The 13644-nt window shown below is 60.9% G+C and carries 16 protein-coding genes; 2 read left to right on the forward strand and 14 right to left on the reverse strand.

The features are described from left to right. Nucleotides 1-51: 51 nt before the first annotated feature. The 13 genes from NIT7645_RS12135 to pcaF form a co-directional block, all read right to left on the reverse strand. Nucleotides 52-1047, reverse strand: coding sequence for a BMP family lipoprotein (locus NIT7645_RS12135; RefSeq protein ID WP_008559698.1), 996 nt, complete (start codon nucleotides 1045-1047; stop codon nucleotides 52-54). A 130-nt stretch (nucleotides 1048-1177) separates the two neighbouring features. Beyond that, nucleotides 1178-1594, reverse strand: coding sequence for a GNAT family N-acetyltransferase (locus NIT7645_RS12140; RefSeq protein WP_008562402.1), 417 nt, complete (start codon nucleotides 1592-1594; stop codon nucleotides 1178-1180). 53 nt (nucleotides 1595-1647) lie between these two features. Further along, nucleotides 1648-2244, reverse strand: a complete 597-nt coding sequence (gene tsaB, locus NIT7645_RS12145) for a tRNA (adenosine(37)-N6)-threonylcarbamoyltransferase complex dimerization subunit type 1 TsaB (RefSeq protein ID WP_037302565.1) — start codon at nucleotides 2242-2244, stop codon at nucleotides 1648-1650. Then, nucleotides 2234-2797, reverse strand: a complete 564-nt coding sequence (locus NIT7645_RS12150; protein ID WP_008559522.1) for a NifU family protein — start codon at nucleotides 2795-2797, stop codon at nucleotides 2234-2236. Before NIT7645_RS12150 ends, tsaB begins: the two co-directional genes overlap by 11 nt. Before the next feature lie 98 nt (nucleotides 2798-2895). Continuing rightward, nucleotides 2896-3351 carry a universal stress protein gene (locus NIT7645_RS12155; RefSeq protein WP_008563204.1) on the reverse strand — a complete coding sequence of 152 codons (456 nt, stop codon included), beginning with the start codon at nucleotides 3349-3351 and terminating at the stop codon, nucleotides 2896-2898. 87 nt (nucleotides 3352-3438) lie between these two features. Further along, nucleotides 3439-4308 (reverse strand): branched-chain amino acid aminotransferase, encoded by an 870-nt coding sequence (locus tag NIT7645_RS12160; RefSeq protein WP_008562600.1) that lies wholly within the window; start codon nucleotides 4306-4308, stop codon nucleotides 3439-3441. A gap of 125 nt (nucleotides 4309-4433) precedes the next feature. Then, the gene (locus NIT7645_RS12165; RefSeq protein WP_008559344.1) at nucleotides 4434-5201 is read right to left on the reverse strand and encodes a Phenylacetic acid catabolic protein; all 768 of its coding nucleotides are present in this window, start codon (nucleotides 5199-5201) and stop codon (nucleotides 4434-4436) included. 46 nt (nucleotides 5202-5247) lie between these two features. Beyond that, nucleotides 5248-6321 (reverse strand): 2Fe-2S iron-sulfur cluster-binding protein, encoded by a 1074-nt coding sequence (locus NIT7645_RS12170; protein ID WP_008561780.1) that lies wholly within the window; start codon nucleotides 6319-6321, stop codon nucleotides 5248-5250. A gap of 10 nt (nucleotides 6322-6331) precedes the next feature. After that, nucleotides 6332-6805: a 1,2-phenylacetyl-CoA epoxidase subunit PaaD gene (gene paaD / locus NIT7645_RS12175; RefSeq protein WP_008559564.1), complete on the reverse strand. Its 474-nt coding sequence runs from the start codon at nucleotides 6803-6805 to the stop codon at nucleotides 6332-6334. Nucleotides 6806-6905: 100 nt separating this feature from the next. Beyond that, a complete protein-coding gene (gene paaC / locus NIT7645_RS12180; RefSeq protein ID WP_008561448.1) occupies nucleotides 6906-7679 on the reverse strand; it encodes a 1,2-phenylacetyl-CoA epoxidase subunit PaaC in 774 nt (257 codons plus the stop codon). Next, the gene (gene paaB, locus NIT7645_RS12185) at nucleotides 7679-7963 is read right to left on the reverse strand and encodes a 1,2-phenylacetyl-CoA epoxidase subunit PaaB (RefSeq protein ID WP_008562338.1); all 285 of its coding nucleotides are present in this window, start codon (nucleotides 7961-7963) and stop codon (nucleotides 7679-7681) included. The genes paaC and paaB overlap by 1 nt, the downstream gene beginning before the upstream one ends. Before the next feature lie 62 nt (nucleotides 7964-8025). Beyond that, nucleotides 8026-9003 carry a 1,2-phenylacetyl-CoA epoxidase subunit PaaA gene (gene paaA, locus NIT7645_RS12190; protein ID WP_008561917.1) on the reverse strand — a complete coding sequence of 326 codons (978 nt, stop codon included), beginning with the start codon at nucleotides 9001-9003 and terminating at the stop codon, nucleotides 8026-8028. Nucleotides 9004-9026: 23 nt separating this feature from the next. Next, nucleotides 9027-10229, reverse strand: coding sequence for a 3-oxoadipyl-CoA thiolase (gene pcaF, locus NIT7645_RS12195; protein ID WP_008562580.1), 1203 nt, complete (start codon nucleotides 10227-10229; stop codon nucleotides 9027-9029). Between the two features lie 214 nt (nucleotides 10230-10443). Here pcaF and NIT7645_RS12200 point away from each other — a divergent pair, with 214 nt between their 5' ends. Both NIT7645_RS12200 and NIT7645_RS12205 read left to right on the forward strand, forming a co-directional pair. Continuing rightward, the gene (locus NIT7645_RS12200) at nucleotides 10444-12069 is read left to right on the forward strand and encodes a sulfatase-like hydrolase/transferase (protein ID WP_008563177.1); all 1626 of its coding nucleotides are present in this window, start codon (nucleotides 10444-10446) and stop codon (nucleotides 12067-12069) included. Between the two features lie 162 nt (nucleotides 12070-12231). Beyond that, on the forward strand, nucleotides 12232-12888 hold the full coding sequence (locus NIT7645_RS12205) for a GntR family transcriptional regulator (protein ID WP_037302971.1): 657 nt from the start codon (nucleotides 12232-12234) through the stop codon (nucleotides 12886-12888). 2 nt (nucleotides 12889-12890) lie between these two features. Here NIT7645_RS12205 and NIT7645_RS12210 read toward each other — a convergent pair whose 3' ends face one another. Further along, entirely contained in the window at nucleotides 12891-13580 is a 690-nt protein-coding gene (locus NIT7645_RS12210; RefSeq protein ID WP_254044640.1) for a type 1 glutamine amidotransferase, read from the reverse strand. Nucleotides 13581-13644 lie beyond the last annotated feature (64 nt).

A 13644-nucleotide genomic window follows, 5' to 3' on the forward strand; every position in this document is an offset into this window, starting at 1 on the left:
CCACCACGATCTCGAAACGATCACGGGTGGGCCGGGGGTGCTGTTCAGATATCAGAACGACAGAGCCGGGCAGCTGTCGTCGGACATGTAGTCGTGCACGGAGATTTCACCGGTTGCGATTTTGGCGGCTGCATCATCAGCGGCTGCCTGCATCTCATCGGTGATCAGCGATGCGTTGTTTTCGTCAACTGCGAAACCAACACCACCGTTGGAGAGCCCCATGACAGAGAAGCCGGTCTGCAGATCCGGGCCATCAGAGAATGCCTGGAAAACAGCGTTGTCGACGCGCTTCATCATGGAGGTCAGAACCTTGCCCGGATGCAGGTGGTTCTGGTTGCTGTCAACGCCGATGGACAGGATGCCTTCGTCTGCTGCGGTTTGCAGAACGCCAACACCGGTGCCGCCTGCCGCTGCATAGACAACGTCAGCGCCCTGGCTGATCTGTGCCTTGGTCAGCTCGGAGCCCTTGACCGGGTCGTTCCATGCTGCCGGGGTGGTGCCGGTCATGTTAGCGATCACGGTGGCGTCCGGGTTCACGGCTTTTACGCCTTCAGCGTAGCCGCAGGCGAACTTGCGGATCAGCGGGATGTCCATGCCGCCGATGAAGCCAACGGTGCCGGACTTGGATGCCTTGGCTGCCAGCATGCCAACCAGATAAGAGCCTTCGTGCTCGTTGAAGACAACAGAGCGGACGTTCGGTGCATCAACAACCATGTCGATGATGACGAATTTGGTGTCCGGATAATCACCGGCAACCTGACCCAGCGCATCAGCAAAGGCAAAGCCTGCCATTACGATCGGGTTAGCGCCAGCTTCTGCGAAACGGCGCAGGGCCTGCTCGCGCTGTGCTTCGGACTGCAGTTCGATTTCACGGAAGCTCTCGCCGGTTTCTTCTGCCCAACGCTGCGCGCCGGTAAAGGCCGCCTCGTTGAAGGATTTGTCGAACTTGCCGCCGAGGTCAAAGATCAGCGCCGGTTCTGCCAGAGCTGCACCTGCACTCAGCGCTACAGCGGCTGCAGCGCTCATCAGGGATTTCATCAGGGTCATCAGGGGTACTCCCAATTTGTTTTTCTTGTTACGATCAAATTGACCGTTCCAACCCGTGTGCTGGAAAAAAGGTGCGACAATTTAGGCCGCAGCGGGTCGAAAGGGTCAACCGTTTTTTGACCATTTGGTGTTATTCTGCGCCTAGGGCCTTGCGTAACGTCGCCGTCATTAGCACAGCATCCACCGCTGGCCCATCGTCTCTTGCGTAATATCCGGGGCGTCGGCCGGTCTCTGCGAATCCATGTGCAACGTACAGGGCACGGGCTGCTCGGTTGTCTTCGGCCACCTCCAGGAAACCCTCCGTTGCGTCACGGGCCACGGCTTCTGCCACCCAGGCCTGCAGCGTGGCACGCCCCAGCCCCTGTCGCCAACAGTCAGGGCGCGTTGCGATTGTCAGCAATTCCGCCTCGCCCGCAATGACCCGCCCCAGGGCAAAGCTGCGACGGTCCCCCACAGCAAAAACAAACCGGCTGTCCAGCAGCGAGCCGAACTCTGCCTCTGACCAGGGGCGCGCGTTCGTGAAGGCGGCAGCGTGAACCACGGCCATTTCCCGCGGCGACAAGGCGAGGGGTGTTTTAGCGGTCGGTGTCTGCATTGCGTTCAGCCGTCGATCAGGCTTGGAGGAGCATCTTTCGCCGGGGCTGCATCAGCTGCACGCAGATACAATGGTGCGGGGGGCGTGGTGTCCGACTGATAGCGGCCAGCAGCCGCGCGTGCGATCGCAGCGGCAAGGCCCGCAGGCGTTGCCTCAGCCACCAGGGTCAGCCCGTTGTCACGGGCTATGACTTCGGCCTCTGCCTGTGGCATCAGCCGCGGTGCGCCCCCCGGAGGCGTGGTGTAGACCTGCTCGCGCGGGGCAGGCACGGCGGCGAGTGTCCCTGTTTTCTCGCGGCTTTCGAACCCATCCACGCCAACCGCAGGAATTCCAAGCCCCAATGCAAGACCGCGCGCAGCCGAGACTGCGATGCGAATGCCGGTGAAGTTGCCAGGGCCGATTCCGACACCGATGGCATCAAGATCTGACCAAACTGCATTGCCTTCGCTCAGAACCTCTTCCAGCAGTGGCATCAGGCGCTCTGCCTGACCACGGCCCATCTCTTCGCAGCACTCTGCGAGGATGACGTCGCCACGTAGCAAAGCGGCCGCGCAATGCGCGGCCGATGTGTCAAAACCCAGGACGAGTGCGTCAGACGGCAACGGGGCGTACCTCTGTGACTTCGGGGATGTAGTGGCGCAGCAGGTTTTCGATACCCATCTTCAGGGTCAGCGTCGAAGACGGACAGCCTGCGCAGGCCCCCTGCATGTGCAGATAGACAACACCACGGTCAAAGCCGTGGAAGGTGATGTCACCACCATCCTGCGCGACAGCAGGGCGCACGCGGCTGTCCAGCAGTTCTTTGATCTGATTGACGATTTCGCCGTCTTCACCTGTGTGCTCAGCGTGGCCAGAAGTCTGTTCCCCACCTTCGGAGATCACCGGTTGGCCGGATTGGAAGTGCTCCATCACGGCACCCAGGATCGCAGGTTTGATGTGGTCCCACTCTACCCCGTCTGCTTTCGTCACGGTGACGAAATCATTGCCGAAGAAGACACCGGTAACTCCGGACACAGCAAAGATGCGCTGCGCCAGCGGCGAAGAGCCAGCAGCCTCTGCGCTGGGGAAGTCGGCGGTGCCCATCTCCAGTACGGTCTGGCCCGGCAGGAATTTCAGCGTCGCCGGGTTGGGCGTGGATTCGGTCTGAATGAACATGTCGGGCCTCCTTAAAGCGTGGCAGAGATATGCGCCTCTGATGCGCCTAAGTCAAGTTTTGGAACGATTCTAAATCGTGAGGGCAGGCAGGCGCCATCTCATGTGATGGCTTCGAGTTTTTCCTTGGAGAGATCACCGGGAACGATGGTGATCGGAACAGGTAGGCTGCCCGAAGAACGGCTGAGCTGTGTTACCAACGGACCCGGGCCTTTGCGATCATCTCCTGCGCCCAAGACCAAAACGCCGATTTCGGGGTCTGCCTCGATCTGAGCGATGATTTCGGGAACGGCTTCACCTTCGCGAATGACAAGTTCGGGTTCAATCCCCTGACGGTCGCGCATCCACTTGGCGAAAACCTCGAAATGGGCGTGGATCCGTTCACGGGCCTCTTCACGCATCACTTCGCCAACACCGATCCAGTGGTTGAACTCATCTGGGGGAATCACCGACAGGATCTCAACACCGCCGCCTGTGTTGGCGGCGCGCATTGCGGCAAAGCGCATTGCGTTCAGACACTCACGGCTGTCATCCAGTACCACAAGAAATTTGCGCATAATGATCCTCAGGTTGTTCCGAACGGATCATGGCGCAAGCGACTGCGAGGCGCAATAGACCTGCAAGCCCGGTGAAATGTCAGCTGTTTACGCCGCGCCTTCGCTGGTTGCCCAGTCCCAATACAGCTCGCGCACCCGCCGGGTCACGGGCCCGATCTGGTATTGACGATCATCGAACGCGGTGACCGGGGTGACCTTGCTCATGTTGCCGGACATAAAGACCTCATCTGCGGCCTCGAAATCTGCGTAACCCAGTACGGTTTCATGCACGGTAACGCCGTCAGCACGCAGGTTGGCGATGTGGCGTGCACGGGTAATCCCAGCAAGGAAGGTGCCATTGGCGATGGGTGTGAACACCTCGCCATCACGCACCATAAAGATATTGGCCGTCGCGGTTTCGGCAACGTTGCCCATGGCATCCAGCGCCATTGCGTTGCTGAAGCCTTTCGCCCGAGCTTCGCGCAGCATGCGGGCGTTGTTGGGATAAAGACAGCCGGCCTTGGCGTTGACCACGGCATTTTCCAGAACCGGTCGCCGGAACGATGTGCGGGTCAGTGTCGCGGCTGCTGTTGGGGCCGCCATCGGGATTTCTTCGAGGCACAGAGCAAATCGGGTAGATTCGGGGTCGGGGGCAATCGTGGTGGCATCCCCATCGGCTGCCCAGTACATCGGGCGGATGTAAACAGCGGCACCTGCGCCAAACTGCGCCAGGCCTTCCTTGGCGATGTCCACCATGTCCTGGGTGTTGACGGTGGGTTCCATCATCAACGCACGGGCAGACGCGTTGGCGCGGGCACAATGCAGATCCAGATCCGGGGTGACCCCATCGAACAGACGTGCGCCATCAAACACGGAGGAGCCGAGCCAGGAGGCGTGATCTGCCGCCTTCATGATCGCAACATCACCTTCATGCCAGCTGCCGTTGAAGTAGGTGCGGATGGTGCTGCTGATCGCCATGTCGGGCCTCGTCGAAGGTAAGAAAAAGGTATCGGTTGGCCAGAGCCTAGGTAGCAATGGGTCAGAGGTCCAGACCTTTTCACGCTCCCTGTACAGACGTGATAAGCCCCGATGAGGCGTTTCCTTTATCCTGCTTCGGGGGCATCCAGACCCAACTCTCGCAGGGCTGCGCGGGTCTCGCTGATCCAGCGGGCGCGCAGATCGCCATTGCTGCGGTGGCGCAGGCCAAAACCGGTGAGCATGTCCAATTTCTCGGAGCTCTCACTGCCGAAGCTCATCGCAACTCGCGGCCACCAGTAGGATATCGATTCCTGCAGCATCTCTGTGCCGCCCTCCTGCACCAGCCGTGCGAGCCCCTCGTTTGCCAAGCGGACATGATCTGCCTCAATCGGGGCGATGGCGCGGAAGGCTTCGGCGAGGGGCTGATAGGACACCATCGACAGTTCGGCCAACTGAATTGCAACCGCACGTCCCATCAAAAGGTTCATGACAACCGCATCGGCCCAGCCCTCGATCGGATAGTTGAAAACTGCCAGCCGCATGTCGTGCTTTGATCTTGCGGTGTCGACCGCTGCTTCACGGGGCAGGCGCGCGGTCCAAGGGTGATGATCGACATAGCGCTCTGTATCAGCGCCAAAATCGGCCATCACCTGCAGGACACGATCTGCATTGGACGTCTTTTCCAGAACAATGCGCGCAGCGGCCATGCGGGATTTAATGCCCGGTCCTTCGTTGATGATGTCGACAAATCCCGCAGCACCGGCAAGCGCGCTGTCAACAAATGTTGCCATCAATTTCAGGAGCTCGGCGCGATAGCGTGGTGGGACATTGGTCGGATTGCTCAGAACCCCTCCGGCGGCCAGGTAGCTTTCAATGCTCATCTCGTCTGCCATCGTCCAATATCCCTTTTGCTAAAACCACTCTTTGGCGTTCTGACCCTTATTGATCGTAGTCGACAACAACCTTGTCGCTGACCGGGTAGGCCTGACAGGACAGAACGTAGCCCTTTTCGACCTCGTAGTCTTCCAATGCGTGATTGGCGACCATTTCGACCTCGCCCTCCAGCACCTTGCAGCGACAGGTGGAGCAGACGCCGGCCTTACAGGCGTATGGCGCGTCCATTGCGTTTTCCAGCGCAGCGTCCAGCAGGGTCATGTCCTTGCCCATCTCAACGGTCTGGGTTGCACCGTCCAGCGTAATCGCCGCCTTTGTCTGGTTGGCACTTGCCCCTGTTCCAGTGGCTGTGGCCTTGCGTTTAGCGCGGCCCGGTTGGGCAGAGGCGAAGAGTTCGAATTTGATCTGGCTATCGCTCAGACCAGCAGTGCGCAGTGCGGCGGCGATGCCCAGCATCATCGGCTCTGGGCCGCAGATGAAGGCGGTATCGACGGACTGGATGTCGATCCAGTGCTGAAACAGCTGGGCGCATTTCTCTTCGGTCACCAGACCGGTGAACAGGTCGATTTCCTGGGCGTCCGACTCCAGAATATGGATCACGTTGAAGCGGCCCATGTAGAGGTTTTTCAGATCTTCCAGCTCCTCGCGGAACATGATCGTGTTCACGCCCTTGTTGGCATAGACCAGCGTGAAGGACGAGTTGGGTTCCGCGTCCAGCGTGGTCTTGAGGATCGACAGCACAGGGGTGATGCCAGAACCGCCGGCAAAGCCCAGATAGTTTTTCTCGGCCCCTGCCTCGAGTGCAGTAAAGAAGGTTCCCATCGGCGGCATCGCTTGCAGGGTGTCGCCCGCCTTCAGCTCGGTGTTAGCCCAGGTCGAGAATGCGCCGCCGTCAACGCGCTTGATGCCGACCTGCAGGATGCCTTCGTCACGGCCTGCACAGATCGAGTAGCTGCGGCGCAGCTCCTCGCCGTCGAAGTCGCGGCGGAAGGTCAGGTACTGGCCTTGGGTGAAATCGAATTCCTCAGCCGCGCCGTTCACGGGCTTCAGGGTAACAACCACCGCATCGCGGATGGTTTTGCGGACGTCGGTGACTTCTAGGTCGTGAAAGCGCGCCATCAGGGTCTCCTCAGATGCACTTGAAATAATCAAAGGGTTCGAGGCAGTCCTGGCAGCGCCAGTGGGCCTTGCAGGGGGTCGAGCCGAACTGGCTGACCTTGGTGACACGTGTGCTGCCGCAGTGCGGGCATTTTTCCGGGCCACCCGCGGGCTGGGGCGGGGCGATGCCGTATTCCTCCAGCTTGGTGCGGCCTTTTTCCGACAGCCAATCGGTAGTCCAGGCCGGCGAAATCTGCGTTTTGAGCCGCAGATCAGTGATGCCGTGGTCGCGCAGGGCGGTCTCAATATCCATAGCGATGACAGAGGTGGCCGGGCAGCCGGAATAGGTCGGGGTGACGGTGACCACCAAAGTCTCGCCCTCCCAAGCCACATCGCGGATGATGCCAAGGTCCACCAGAGAGATCACCGGGATTTCCGGGTCGGGCACGGCGTCGAGCCACTCCCAGATCTGGTCGATGTTTGGCTGAGCTATCGCTTGGCTCATGCGGTTACCCTCATTGGCTCTTCCGCCCGACCTCCTTCGCGGAAGCGGGCCTCACCCCCCGCCTGAAGCCGGGGGTGCCCTCAGTTTTTTGGCCGTGGCCTTACCACTTGGCGCCGGGATAGGCGCGCTGCAGCCATTGCATCTGGGTCAGCAGGTGTCCCAAGTGCTCAGTGTGCATCGCGCCGGTGCGCCCGCCTTTGTGGGCAAAGCTGCTGTCCGGAATGATCAGCGTGGCGTCGCCCAGGATGCGGGACACCAGCACGTCGTACTCTTCGCGCAGGGACGCCGGGTCGGGGGCGATACCCGCCTTCACCATTTCGGCGTCGGCCTCGTCGGACTGGAACATCTCGCCCACATAGGGCCAGAGATAGTCCAGCGCCTCTTGCATGCGGCGGTGGCTTTCCTCGGTGCCGTCGCCCAGTCCCACCACGGTGTCGGCGGAGCGCTCCAGGTGGTAGGCAACCTCTTTCGAGGCCTTTTCGGCAATCGCGGCGACCCGTTCGTCCGAGGATTTCATCAGGCGGCCCAGCTGGATCGAATGCCAGGCGTCGAACAGGAACTGGCGCATCAGGGTGCGGCCGAAGTCGCCGTTCGGCACCTCGCACAGCAGCACATTGCGGAAATCCCAGGCGTCGCGCAGGAAGGCGAGGTCGTCGGCGGACTTGCCTTCGCCCTGCACCTCAGCCGCGAGGCCAAGCCACATCTGGGTCTGGCCGATCAGGTCCAGCGCGGTGTTGGCCAGCGCGATGTCCTCTTCCAGCACTGGCGCGTGGCCGCACCATTCGCTGACCCGGTGGCCGAGGATCAGGGTATTGTCCCCCATCCGCAGCAGGAACTGGCTAAACGCGTCTTCCTTGTTAACAGGGGTCGCCATTACATCGCCCCCACTTCTTCGGGGATGTCGAAGAAGGTCGGGTGGCGGTAAACCTTGCTTTCCGACGGCTCATAAAGCGGACCTTTGTCGCTGGGCGAGGAGGCGGAGATGTGGTTCGCCTCAACCACCCAGATCGACACGCCTTCGTTGCGGCGGGTATAGACGTCGCGGGCGTTCTTGATCGCCATCTCGGCGTCCGGCGCGTGCAGGGATCCGACGTGGCGGTGGCTCATGCCGTGTTGGCCGCGGATGAAGATTTCCCAGAGGGGCCATTCGTTTTTCATGTCTCAAATCCTCCTGGCTGAGGGGGCGCCGTAGCTAGGGCAGGGCGCCGGAATGCTTGGGGTTATTCGGCGGCGTGCTGGCGCGTGGCTTTCTTCTTGGCGTGGGCCAAGAGGCCGTCGCGGACCCAGGCGCCGTCGTCCCAGGCTTTGTTGCGGGCAGCGAGGCGGTCCACGTTGCAGGGGCCGTTGCCCTTGATCACTTCAAAGAACTCGCTCCAGTCCGGGTCGGTGTAGTCGTAGTGGCCGCGTTCCTCGTTCCATTTCAGGTCCGGGTCGGGGATCGTAAGGCCCAGATATTCGGCCTGCGGCACGGTCTGGTCGACGAATTTCTGACGCAGCTCGTCGTTGGTGTTCATCTTGATCTTCCAGGCCATCGACTGCGCGGAATGGACAGAGTCCTTGTCGGAGGGGCCGAACATCATCAGCGACGGATACCAGAGGCGGTTCAGTGCATCCTGCGCCATCTTCTTCTGCTCCGGGGTGCCCTCCGCCATCTTGCGGATCGCGTCATAGCCCTGACGCTGATGGAAGCTCTCTTCCTTGCAGATGCGGATCATCGCGCGAGAGTAGGGACCGAAGGAGGTCCGTTGCAGCGGCACCTGGTTCATGATCGCAGCACCATCCACCAGCCAGCCGACCGCGCCGATGTCGGCCCAGTTCAGCGTCGGGTAATTGAAGATCGACGAATATTTCATGCGGCCATCCAGCAGCATCTCGGTGATCTCGTCACGGGAGACGCCCAGCGTTTCCGCCGCGCAGTAGAGGTAGAGGCCGTGACCCGCCTCATCCTGCACCTTGGCCAAGAGGATCGCCTTGCGCTCCAGCGTGGGCGCGCGGGTGATCCAGTTGCCCTCGGGCAGCTGGCCGACGATTTCGGAATGCGCGTGCTGGCCGATTTGGCGGATCAGCGTTTTGCGGTAGCCTTCGGGCATCCAGTCCTTGGGCTCAATCTTCTCGCCCGCGTCGATGCGCGCCTGGAAGGCCGCCAGCTTTTCCGGATCGTCCTGGGTCGCCTCGGATTTGATCATCTGAGCATACATGTCTGGGACCTCCCTAGAGTTCGTTACACGCGTTCGAGGATCAGGGCGGTGCCCTGTCCAACGCCGACGCACATGGTGCAAAGGGCATACCGCCCGCCGGTGCGCTGCAATTGGTAGGCGGCGGTCAGCACCAGCCGCGCCCCGGACATGCCGAGCGGGTGGCCCAGTGCAATTGCACCGCCGTTGGGATTAACATGGGGCGCATCATCCGCGACGCCAAGTTCGCGCAGGGTGGCAAGACCTTGGGAGGCAAAGGCCTCATTCAGCTCGATCACGTCCATCTGGTCGATGGTCAGGCCGGTACGGGCCAGCACTTTGCGGGTGGCAGGCACCGGGCCGATGCCCATGATGCGCGGCTCGACACCTGCGGCGGCCATGCCGACGATGCGGGCCATCGGTTTCAGGCCGTTCTTTGCAGCCGCGGCTTCATTTGCCATCAGGATCGCTGCGGCACCGTCATTGACGCCAGAGGCATTGCCAGCGGTCACGGACTTGTCCGGGCCGTTTACGCCCTTGAGGCCTGACAGCTTCTCCGCCGAGGTGCCGGGGCGGGGGTGTTCGTCGGTGTCCACCACGATGTCATCGCCCTTGCGCTGAGGGATGGTGACCGGGGTGATTTCGTCCTTGAAAATGCCAGCCTCATGCGCGGCGGCCCAGCGGGCCTGGCTGCGGGCGGCGAATGCGTCCTGATCTTCGCGGGAAACGCCATAGTCCTCGGCCACGTTGTCTGCGGTCTGCGGCATCGAGTCGGTGCCGTACATTTCCTGCATCTTCTTGTTCACGAAGCGCCAGCCGATGGTGGTGTCATAGACCGCATTGGCGCGGGTGAAGGCGGATGTGGCTTTGGGCATCACAAAAGGCGCGCGGCTCATGCTTTCGACGCCGCCTGCGATGGCCATGTCGTAATCGCCTGCCTTGATCCCACGCGACGCCATGCCGACCGCATCCATGCCTGAGGCGCAGAGCCGGTTGATGGTGGTGCCAGGCACAGAGGTGGGCAGGCCCGCCAGCAGGGCGGCCATGCGGGCCACGTTGCGGTTGCTTTCACCGGCCTGGTTTGCATCGCCAAAGATGACGTCGTCAAGGGCGCCCCAGTCCACGCCCGGGTTGCGCGCGGCGAGTGCCGCAATCGGGAGGGCGGCAAGATCATCGGTACGCACCTGGCTCAGCGCGCCGCCGTAGCGGCCGATCGGGGTGCGGGTGGCATCGCAGATGAAAGCATCCATGGGTGTTCGCGTCTCCTGTCACGGCGGCGGATAAGCCGACCATATAGTCGGTGATACTCCTGTGGCTGATTCGAGGCAAGAGATACGTAACCGAAAAATGCACATCCATCTATTTGTGTAACGCATTAGTGGTCCGCTCGGTACTTTACATGTTGACTATCCGTGGCAAGCGGCGTGCAATCGGCATTGCACCCAGAAGGGGAGGGGGAGCGGAATGAATATTCTCTACATCATGTTTGACCAGCTGCGTTTTGATTACCTCAGCTGTGCAAGTCACCCGCATCTGCAGACGCCACATATCGATGCGCTGGCGGCCAGGGGCATGCGTTTCACCCGCGCTTATGTTCAATCCCCCACCTGCGGATCCTCCCGGATGTCGAGCTACACCGGGCGCTATCCTTCCAGTCACGGGGTGCAGTTCAACAGTTATCCCTTGCGGGTGGGCGAGTGGACGATGGGGGACCATCTGCGCAAGGCAGGCATGGGCTGTCACCTGATTGGCAAGACACATATGGTTGCGGATGCCGAGGGGATGCAGCGGCTGGGGCTGGCACCGGACAGTGTGATCGGCGTGCGCCAGTCGGAATGCGGGTTCGACCCCTGGATCCGCGATGACGGATTGTGGGCAGAAGGGCCGGACGGCTTCTACGACAGCAAGCGCAGCCCCTATAACGAATACCTCAAGGACAAGGGCTATCCGGGCGAGAACCCTTGGAACGACTTTGCCAATGCCGGGATAGACGGGAATGACATCGCCTCTGGCTGGTTCATGGTCAATGCGGACAAACCTGCCAATATCGCCGAGGAAGACAGCGAAACGCCGTGGCTGACCACGCAGGCAATGGAATTTATCGAGCAGGCAGAGGGTCCGTGGTGCGCGCACCTCAGCTATATCAAGCCGCACTGGCCCTATATCGTGCCTGCGCCATACCACGACATGTACGGGGCAGAGCACGTGTTGCCGGTGGTGCGCTCGGATGCGGAACGCGAGGATGCTCATCCGGTTTTCAATGGAATGATGAACAATCAGATCGGCAAGACCTTCAGCCGTGATGAGGTGCGGGCAAAGGTGATCCCCGCCTATATGGGGCTGATCAAACAGGCCGACGATCAGATGGGGCGGCTGTTCAACTGGCTGGAAGAAACAGGCCGGATGCAGGACACGATGATTGTGGTGACCTCGGACCACGGCGACTATCTGGGCGATCACTGGTTGGGCGAAAAGAACCTGTTCCACGAACCTTCGATCAAGGTGCCGCTGATCATCTATGATCCGCGCGCAGAGGCCGACACCACCCGCGGCACCACTTGTGATGAACTGGTTGAGGCAATCGACCTCTTGCCGACCTTCCTGGAGGCCGCAGGCGGTGAGCCCGCGTCGCATATTCTGGAGGGGCGCTCGCTGATGCCCTTCCTGCGCGGCGAGACCCCGGACTGGCGGGATTATGCGATTGCCGAGTTCGACTATTCCACCATGCCGCTCTGCGAGAAACTGGGGCTGGAGCCAAAGGACGCACGGTTGTTCATGGTCACGGACAAACGCTGGAAGTTCATGCACGCCGAGGGCGGGCTCAGGCCGATGCTGTTTGACATGGAAAACGACCCGGATGAACTGGTCGACCTGGCAAAGGCTGATGACCATCAGGAGGTCATCGACATGATGTATGACCGTCTCTTGGAATGGGGGCTCAGGATGTCGCAGCGGATCACATTGTCTGACGCACAGATCAAGGCGCGCCGCGGGACGTCTGGGCGCAAGGGGATTTTGCTGGGTGTCTATGAGGCTGATGAACTTGCCCCGGCCCTGACAGAGAAATATCGCGGTCCGGTGCCCAAATAGGTCAGCCCGGCCTTTCACCTTCCCGAAATACTCTGGGGGAGCCCGCCAGGGCGGGGGCAGCGCCCCCCTTTATGTGCCGTTGGCGTTTTGGGGCGCAGAGGATCGGATTGCCACGGCGTCGTCCCCCGCCTAAATTGGCGCTGCGGTGAGTTGGGGGCGATGATGGCAGGACAGACGGATCAGGTTTTGAATGCCGTCCTCGCAGATATCGAATCCGGTCGATTGGTGCCTGGCGCCCAATTGGAGGAAAGCGAGCTGGTCGAGCGGCATGGCGTTTCGCGCACCCCCGTGAGGGAAGCCTTCCTCCAATTGGAGGCGATTGGCCTCATCCGGCGGCTTCCCCGCAAAGGCGCGGTCTTGTTCAAACCCACCCTCGAAGAATTCCTCGCCATCCTTGAGGTTCATGCGCGACTTGAGGGGCAGGCGGCCGGCCTTGCCGCAAGACGGCTTGCGCCCGCACAGGCACGTGAGCTGGAAAATGCGGTGTTGGCCTGTGAGAGGCACGCCGCAGAGAAAGGCGACAGCGACCCGGCTGGGTATTATCAGCTGAACCTGCGATTTCACGCCTGCGTCGCGGAAGGCTCCGGCAATCCGTTTCTGGTTGAGATGATCAAAACCAACGCGCGAAAGCTGATGGCCTACTACCGGGCGCGGTACCGATACCCTGGTGTTATTGGACAGTCCGCAAGGGAGCATCGCGAAATCGCGCAGCTCATCTTTGATCATGATCGCGATGGTGCCGAACGGGCGATGACCCGGCATGTACATTTCGACCAGGTCACCGTGATGGATCTGCTGGCCGCACTGGAAACGGTCTGACGCTACTGCGCGGCCTGTTCAAAGAACTGCGCAACACTTTCGGCAAAGGCATGTTGATCTGCGCGTTCCCGCAGGCTGTTCATTGCCTTGGTGTAGGCGGTCGGGCCTAGCGTTGGTGCCATCAACTCTGTCAGCGCGGTGATGAAGTGGTGTGACATCTCTGGATGGTGTTGCGTGGTGTAGACGTGATTGCCGATTGCAAATCCACTGATGAGTCCGTTGCAACGGGTCAGTTCTGTCGCTTCATCGGGCAGTCGGCTCACATATTCCTTGTGAGAGGCATAGAGCCTCAATGGCGTCGGCAGATCCACTGTCCAGGCGGTTTTGGATCGCTGTTCATTGAGGCTGAGACCCTGCACCCAGCCCTGTGGTGAAGCCGAGACCTCCCCTCCCAGCGCGAGCGCAATGGCCTGATGGCCGAAACAGGCCCCGAACAATGGGAACTTGGCGCTGTTCAGTTGGCGAATAAGGCCCAGGAATGGGGCAATCCACGGCAGAGGGTCGTGCACGGAAGAGGGGCTGCCGGTGATCATCGCACCGTCAAAGTCTGCGAGGTCGCCGGGCAGTTGACCCGCTTGAATATCGATCACGCTGCAAGCCCAGTCCGGGCGGACCATGCGGATAAGCTGCGTGAACTTCTCGCCATCTCGCGGATGGGCGGCGGCAAAGTCACTGTGATCTGTGTTGGTCATCAGGATTGCCAGATGCATTTGCGGACCCCGTGTGATTTTTGTTTACATATTTATGGGCGCCAAT

The sequence above is a fragment of the Phaeobacter italicus genome (genome assembly GCF_001258055.1).
Classification (GTDB): domain Bacteria; phylum Pseudomonadota; class Alphaproteobacteria; order Rhodobacterales; family Rhodobacteraceae; genus Phaeobacter; species Phaeobacter italicus.

Excerpts from the sequence above, each read along its gene's own strand:
- NIT7645_RS12135 (WP_008559698.1), bottom strand. The coding sequence starts at position 1,047 with ATGACCCTGATGAAATCCCTGATGAGCGCTGCAGCCGCTGTAGCGCTG.
- NIT7645_RS12140 (WP_008562402.1), bottom strand. The coding sequence starts at position 1,594 with ATGGCCGTGGTTCACGCTGCCGCCTTCACGAACGCGCGCCCCTGGTCA.
- NIT7645_RS12150 (WP_008559522.1), bottom strand. The coding sequence starts at position 2,797 with ATGTTCATTCAGACCGAATCCACGCCCAACCCGGCGACGCTGAAATTC.
- NIT7645_RS12155 (WP_008563204.1), bottom strand. The coding sequence starts at position 3,351 with ATGCGCAAATTTCTTGTGGTACTGGATGACAGCCGTGAGTGTCTGAAC.
- NIT7645_RS12160 (WP_008562600.1), bottom strand. The coding sequence starts at position 4,308 with ATGGCGATCAGCAGCACCATCCGCACCTACTTCAACGGCAGCTGGCAT.
- NIT7645_RS12165 (WP_008559344.1), bottom strand. The coding sequence starts at position 5,201 with ATGGCAGACGAGATGAGCATTGAAAGCTACCTGGCCGCCGGAGGGGTT.
- NIT7645_RS12170 (WP_008561780.1), bottom strand. The coding sequence starts at position 6,321 with ATGGCGCGCTTTCACGACCTAGAAGTCACCGACGTCCGCAAAACCATC.
- paaD (WP_008559564.1), bottom strand. The coding sequence starts at position 6,805 with ATGAGCCAAGCGATAGCTCAGCCAAACATCGACCAGATCTGGGAGTGG.
- paaC (WP_008561448.1), bottom strand. The coding sequence starts at position 7,679 with ATGGCGACCCCTGTTAACAAGGAAGACGCGTTTAGCCAGTTCCTGCTG.
- paaB (WP_008562338.1), bottom strand. The coding sequence starts at position 7,963 with ATGAAAAACGAATGGCCCCTCTGGGAAATCTTCATCCGCGGCCAACAC.
- paaA (WP_008561917.1), bottom strand. The coding sequence starts at position 9,003 with ATGTATGCTCAGATGATCAAATCCGAGGCGACCCAGGACGATCCGGAA.
- pcaF (WP_008562580.1), bottom strand. The coding sequence starts at position 10,229 with ATGGATGCTTTCATCTGCGATGCCACCCGCACCCCGATCGGCCGCTAC.
- NIT7645_RS12200 (WP_008563177.1), top strand. The coding sequence starts at position 10,444 with ATGAATATTCTCTACATCATGTTTGACCAGCTGCGTTTTGATTACCTC.
- NIT7645_RS12205 (WP_037302971.1), top strand. The coding sequence starts at position 12,232 with ATGGCAGGACAGACGGATCAGGTTTTGAATGCCGTCCTCGCAGATATC.
- NIT7645_RS12210 (WP_254044640.1), bottom strand. The coding sequence starts at position 13,580 with ATGACCAACACAGATCACAGTGACTTTGCCGCCGCCCATCCGCGAGAT.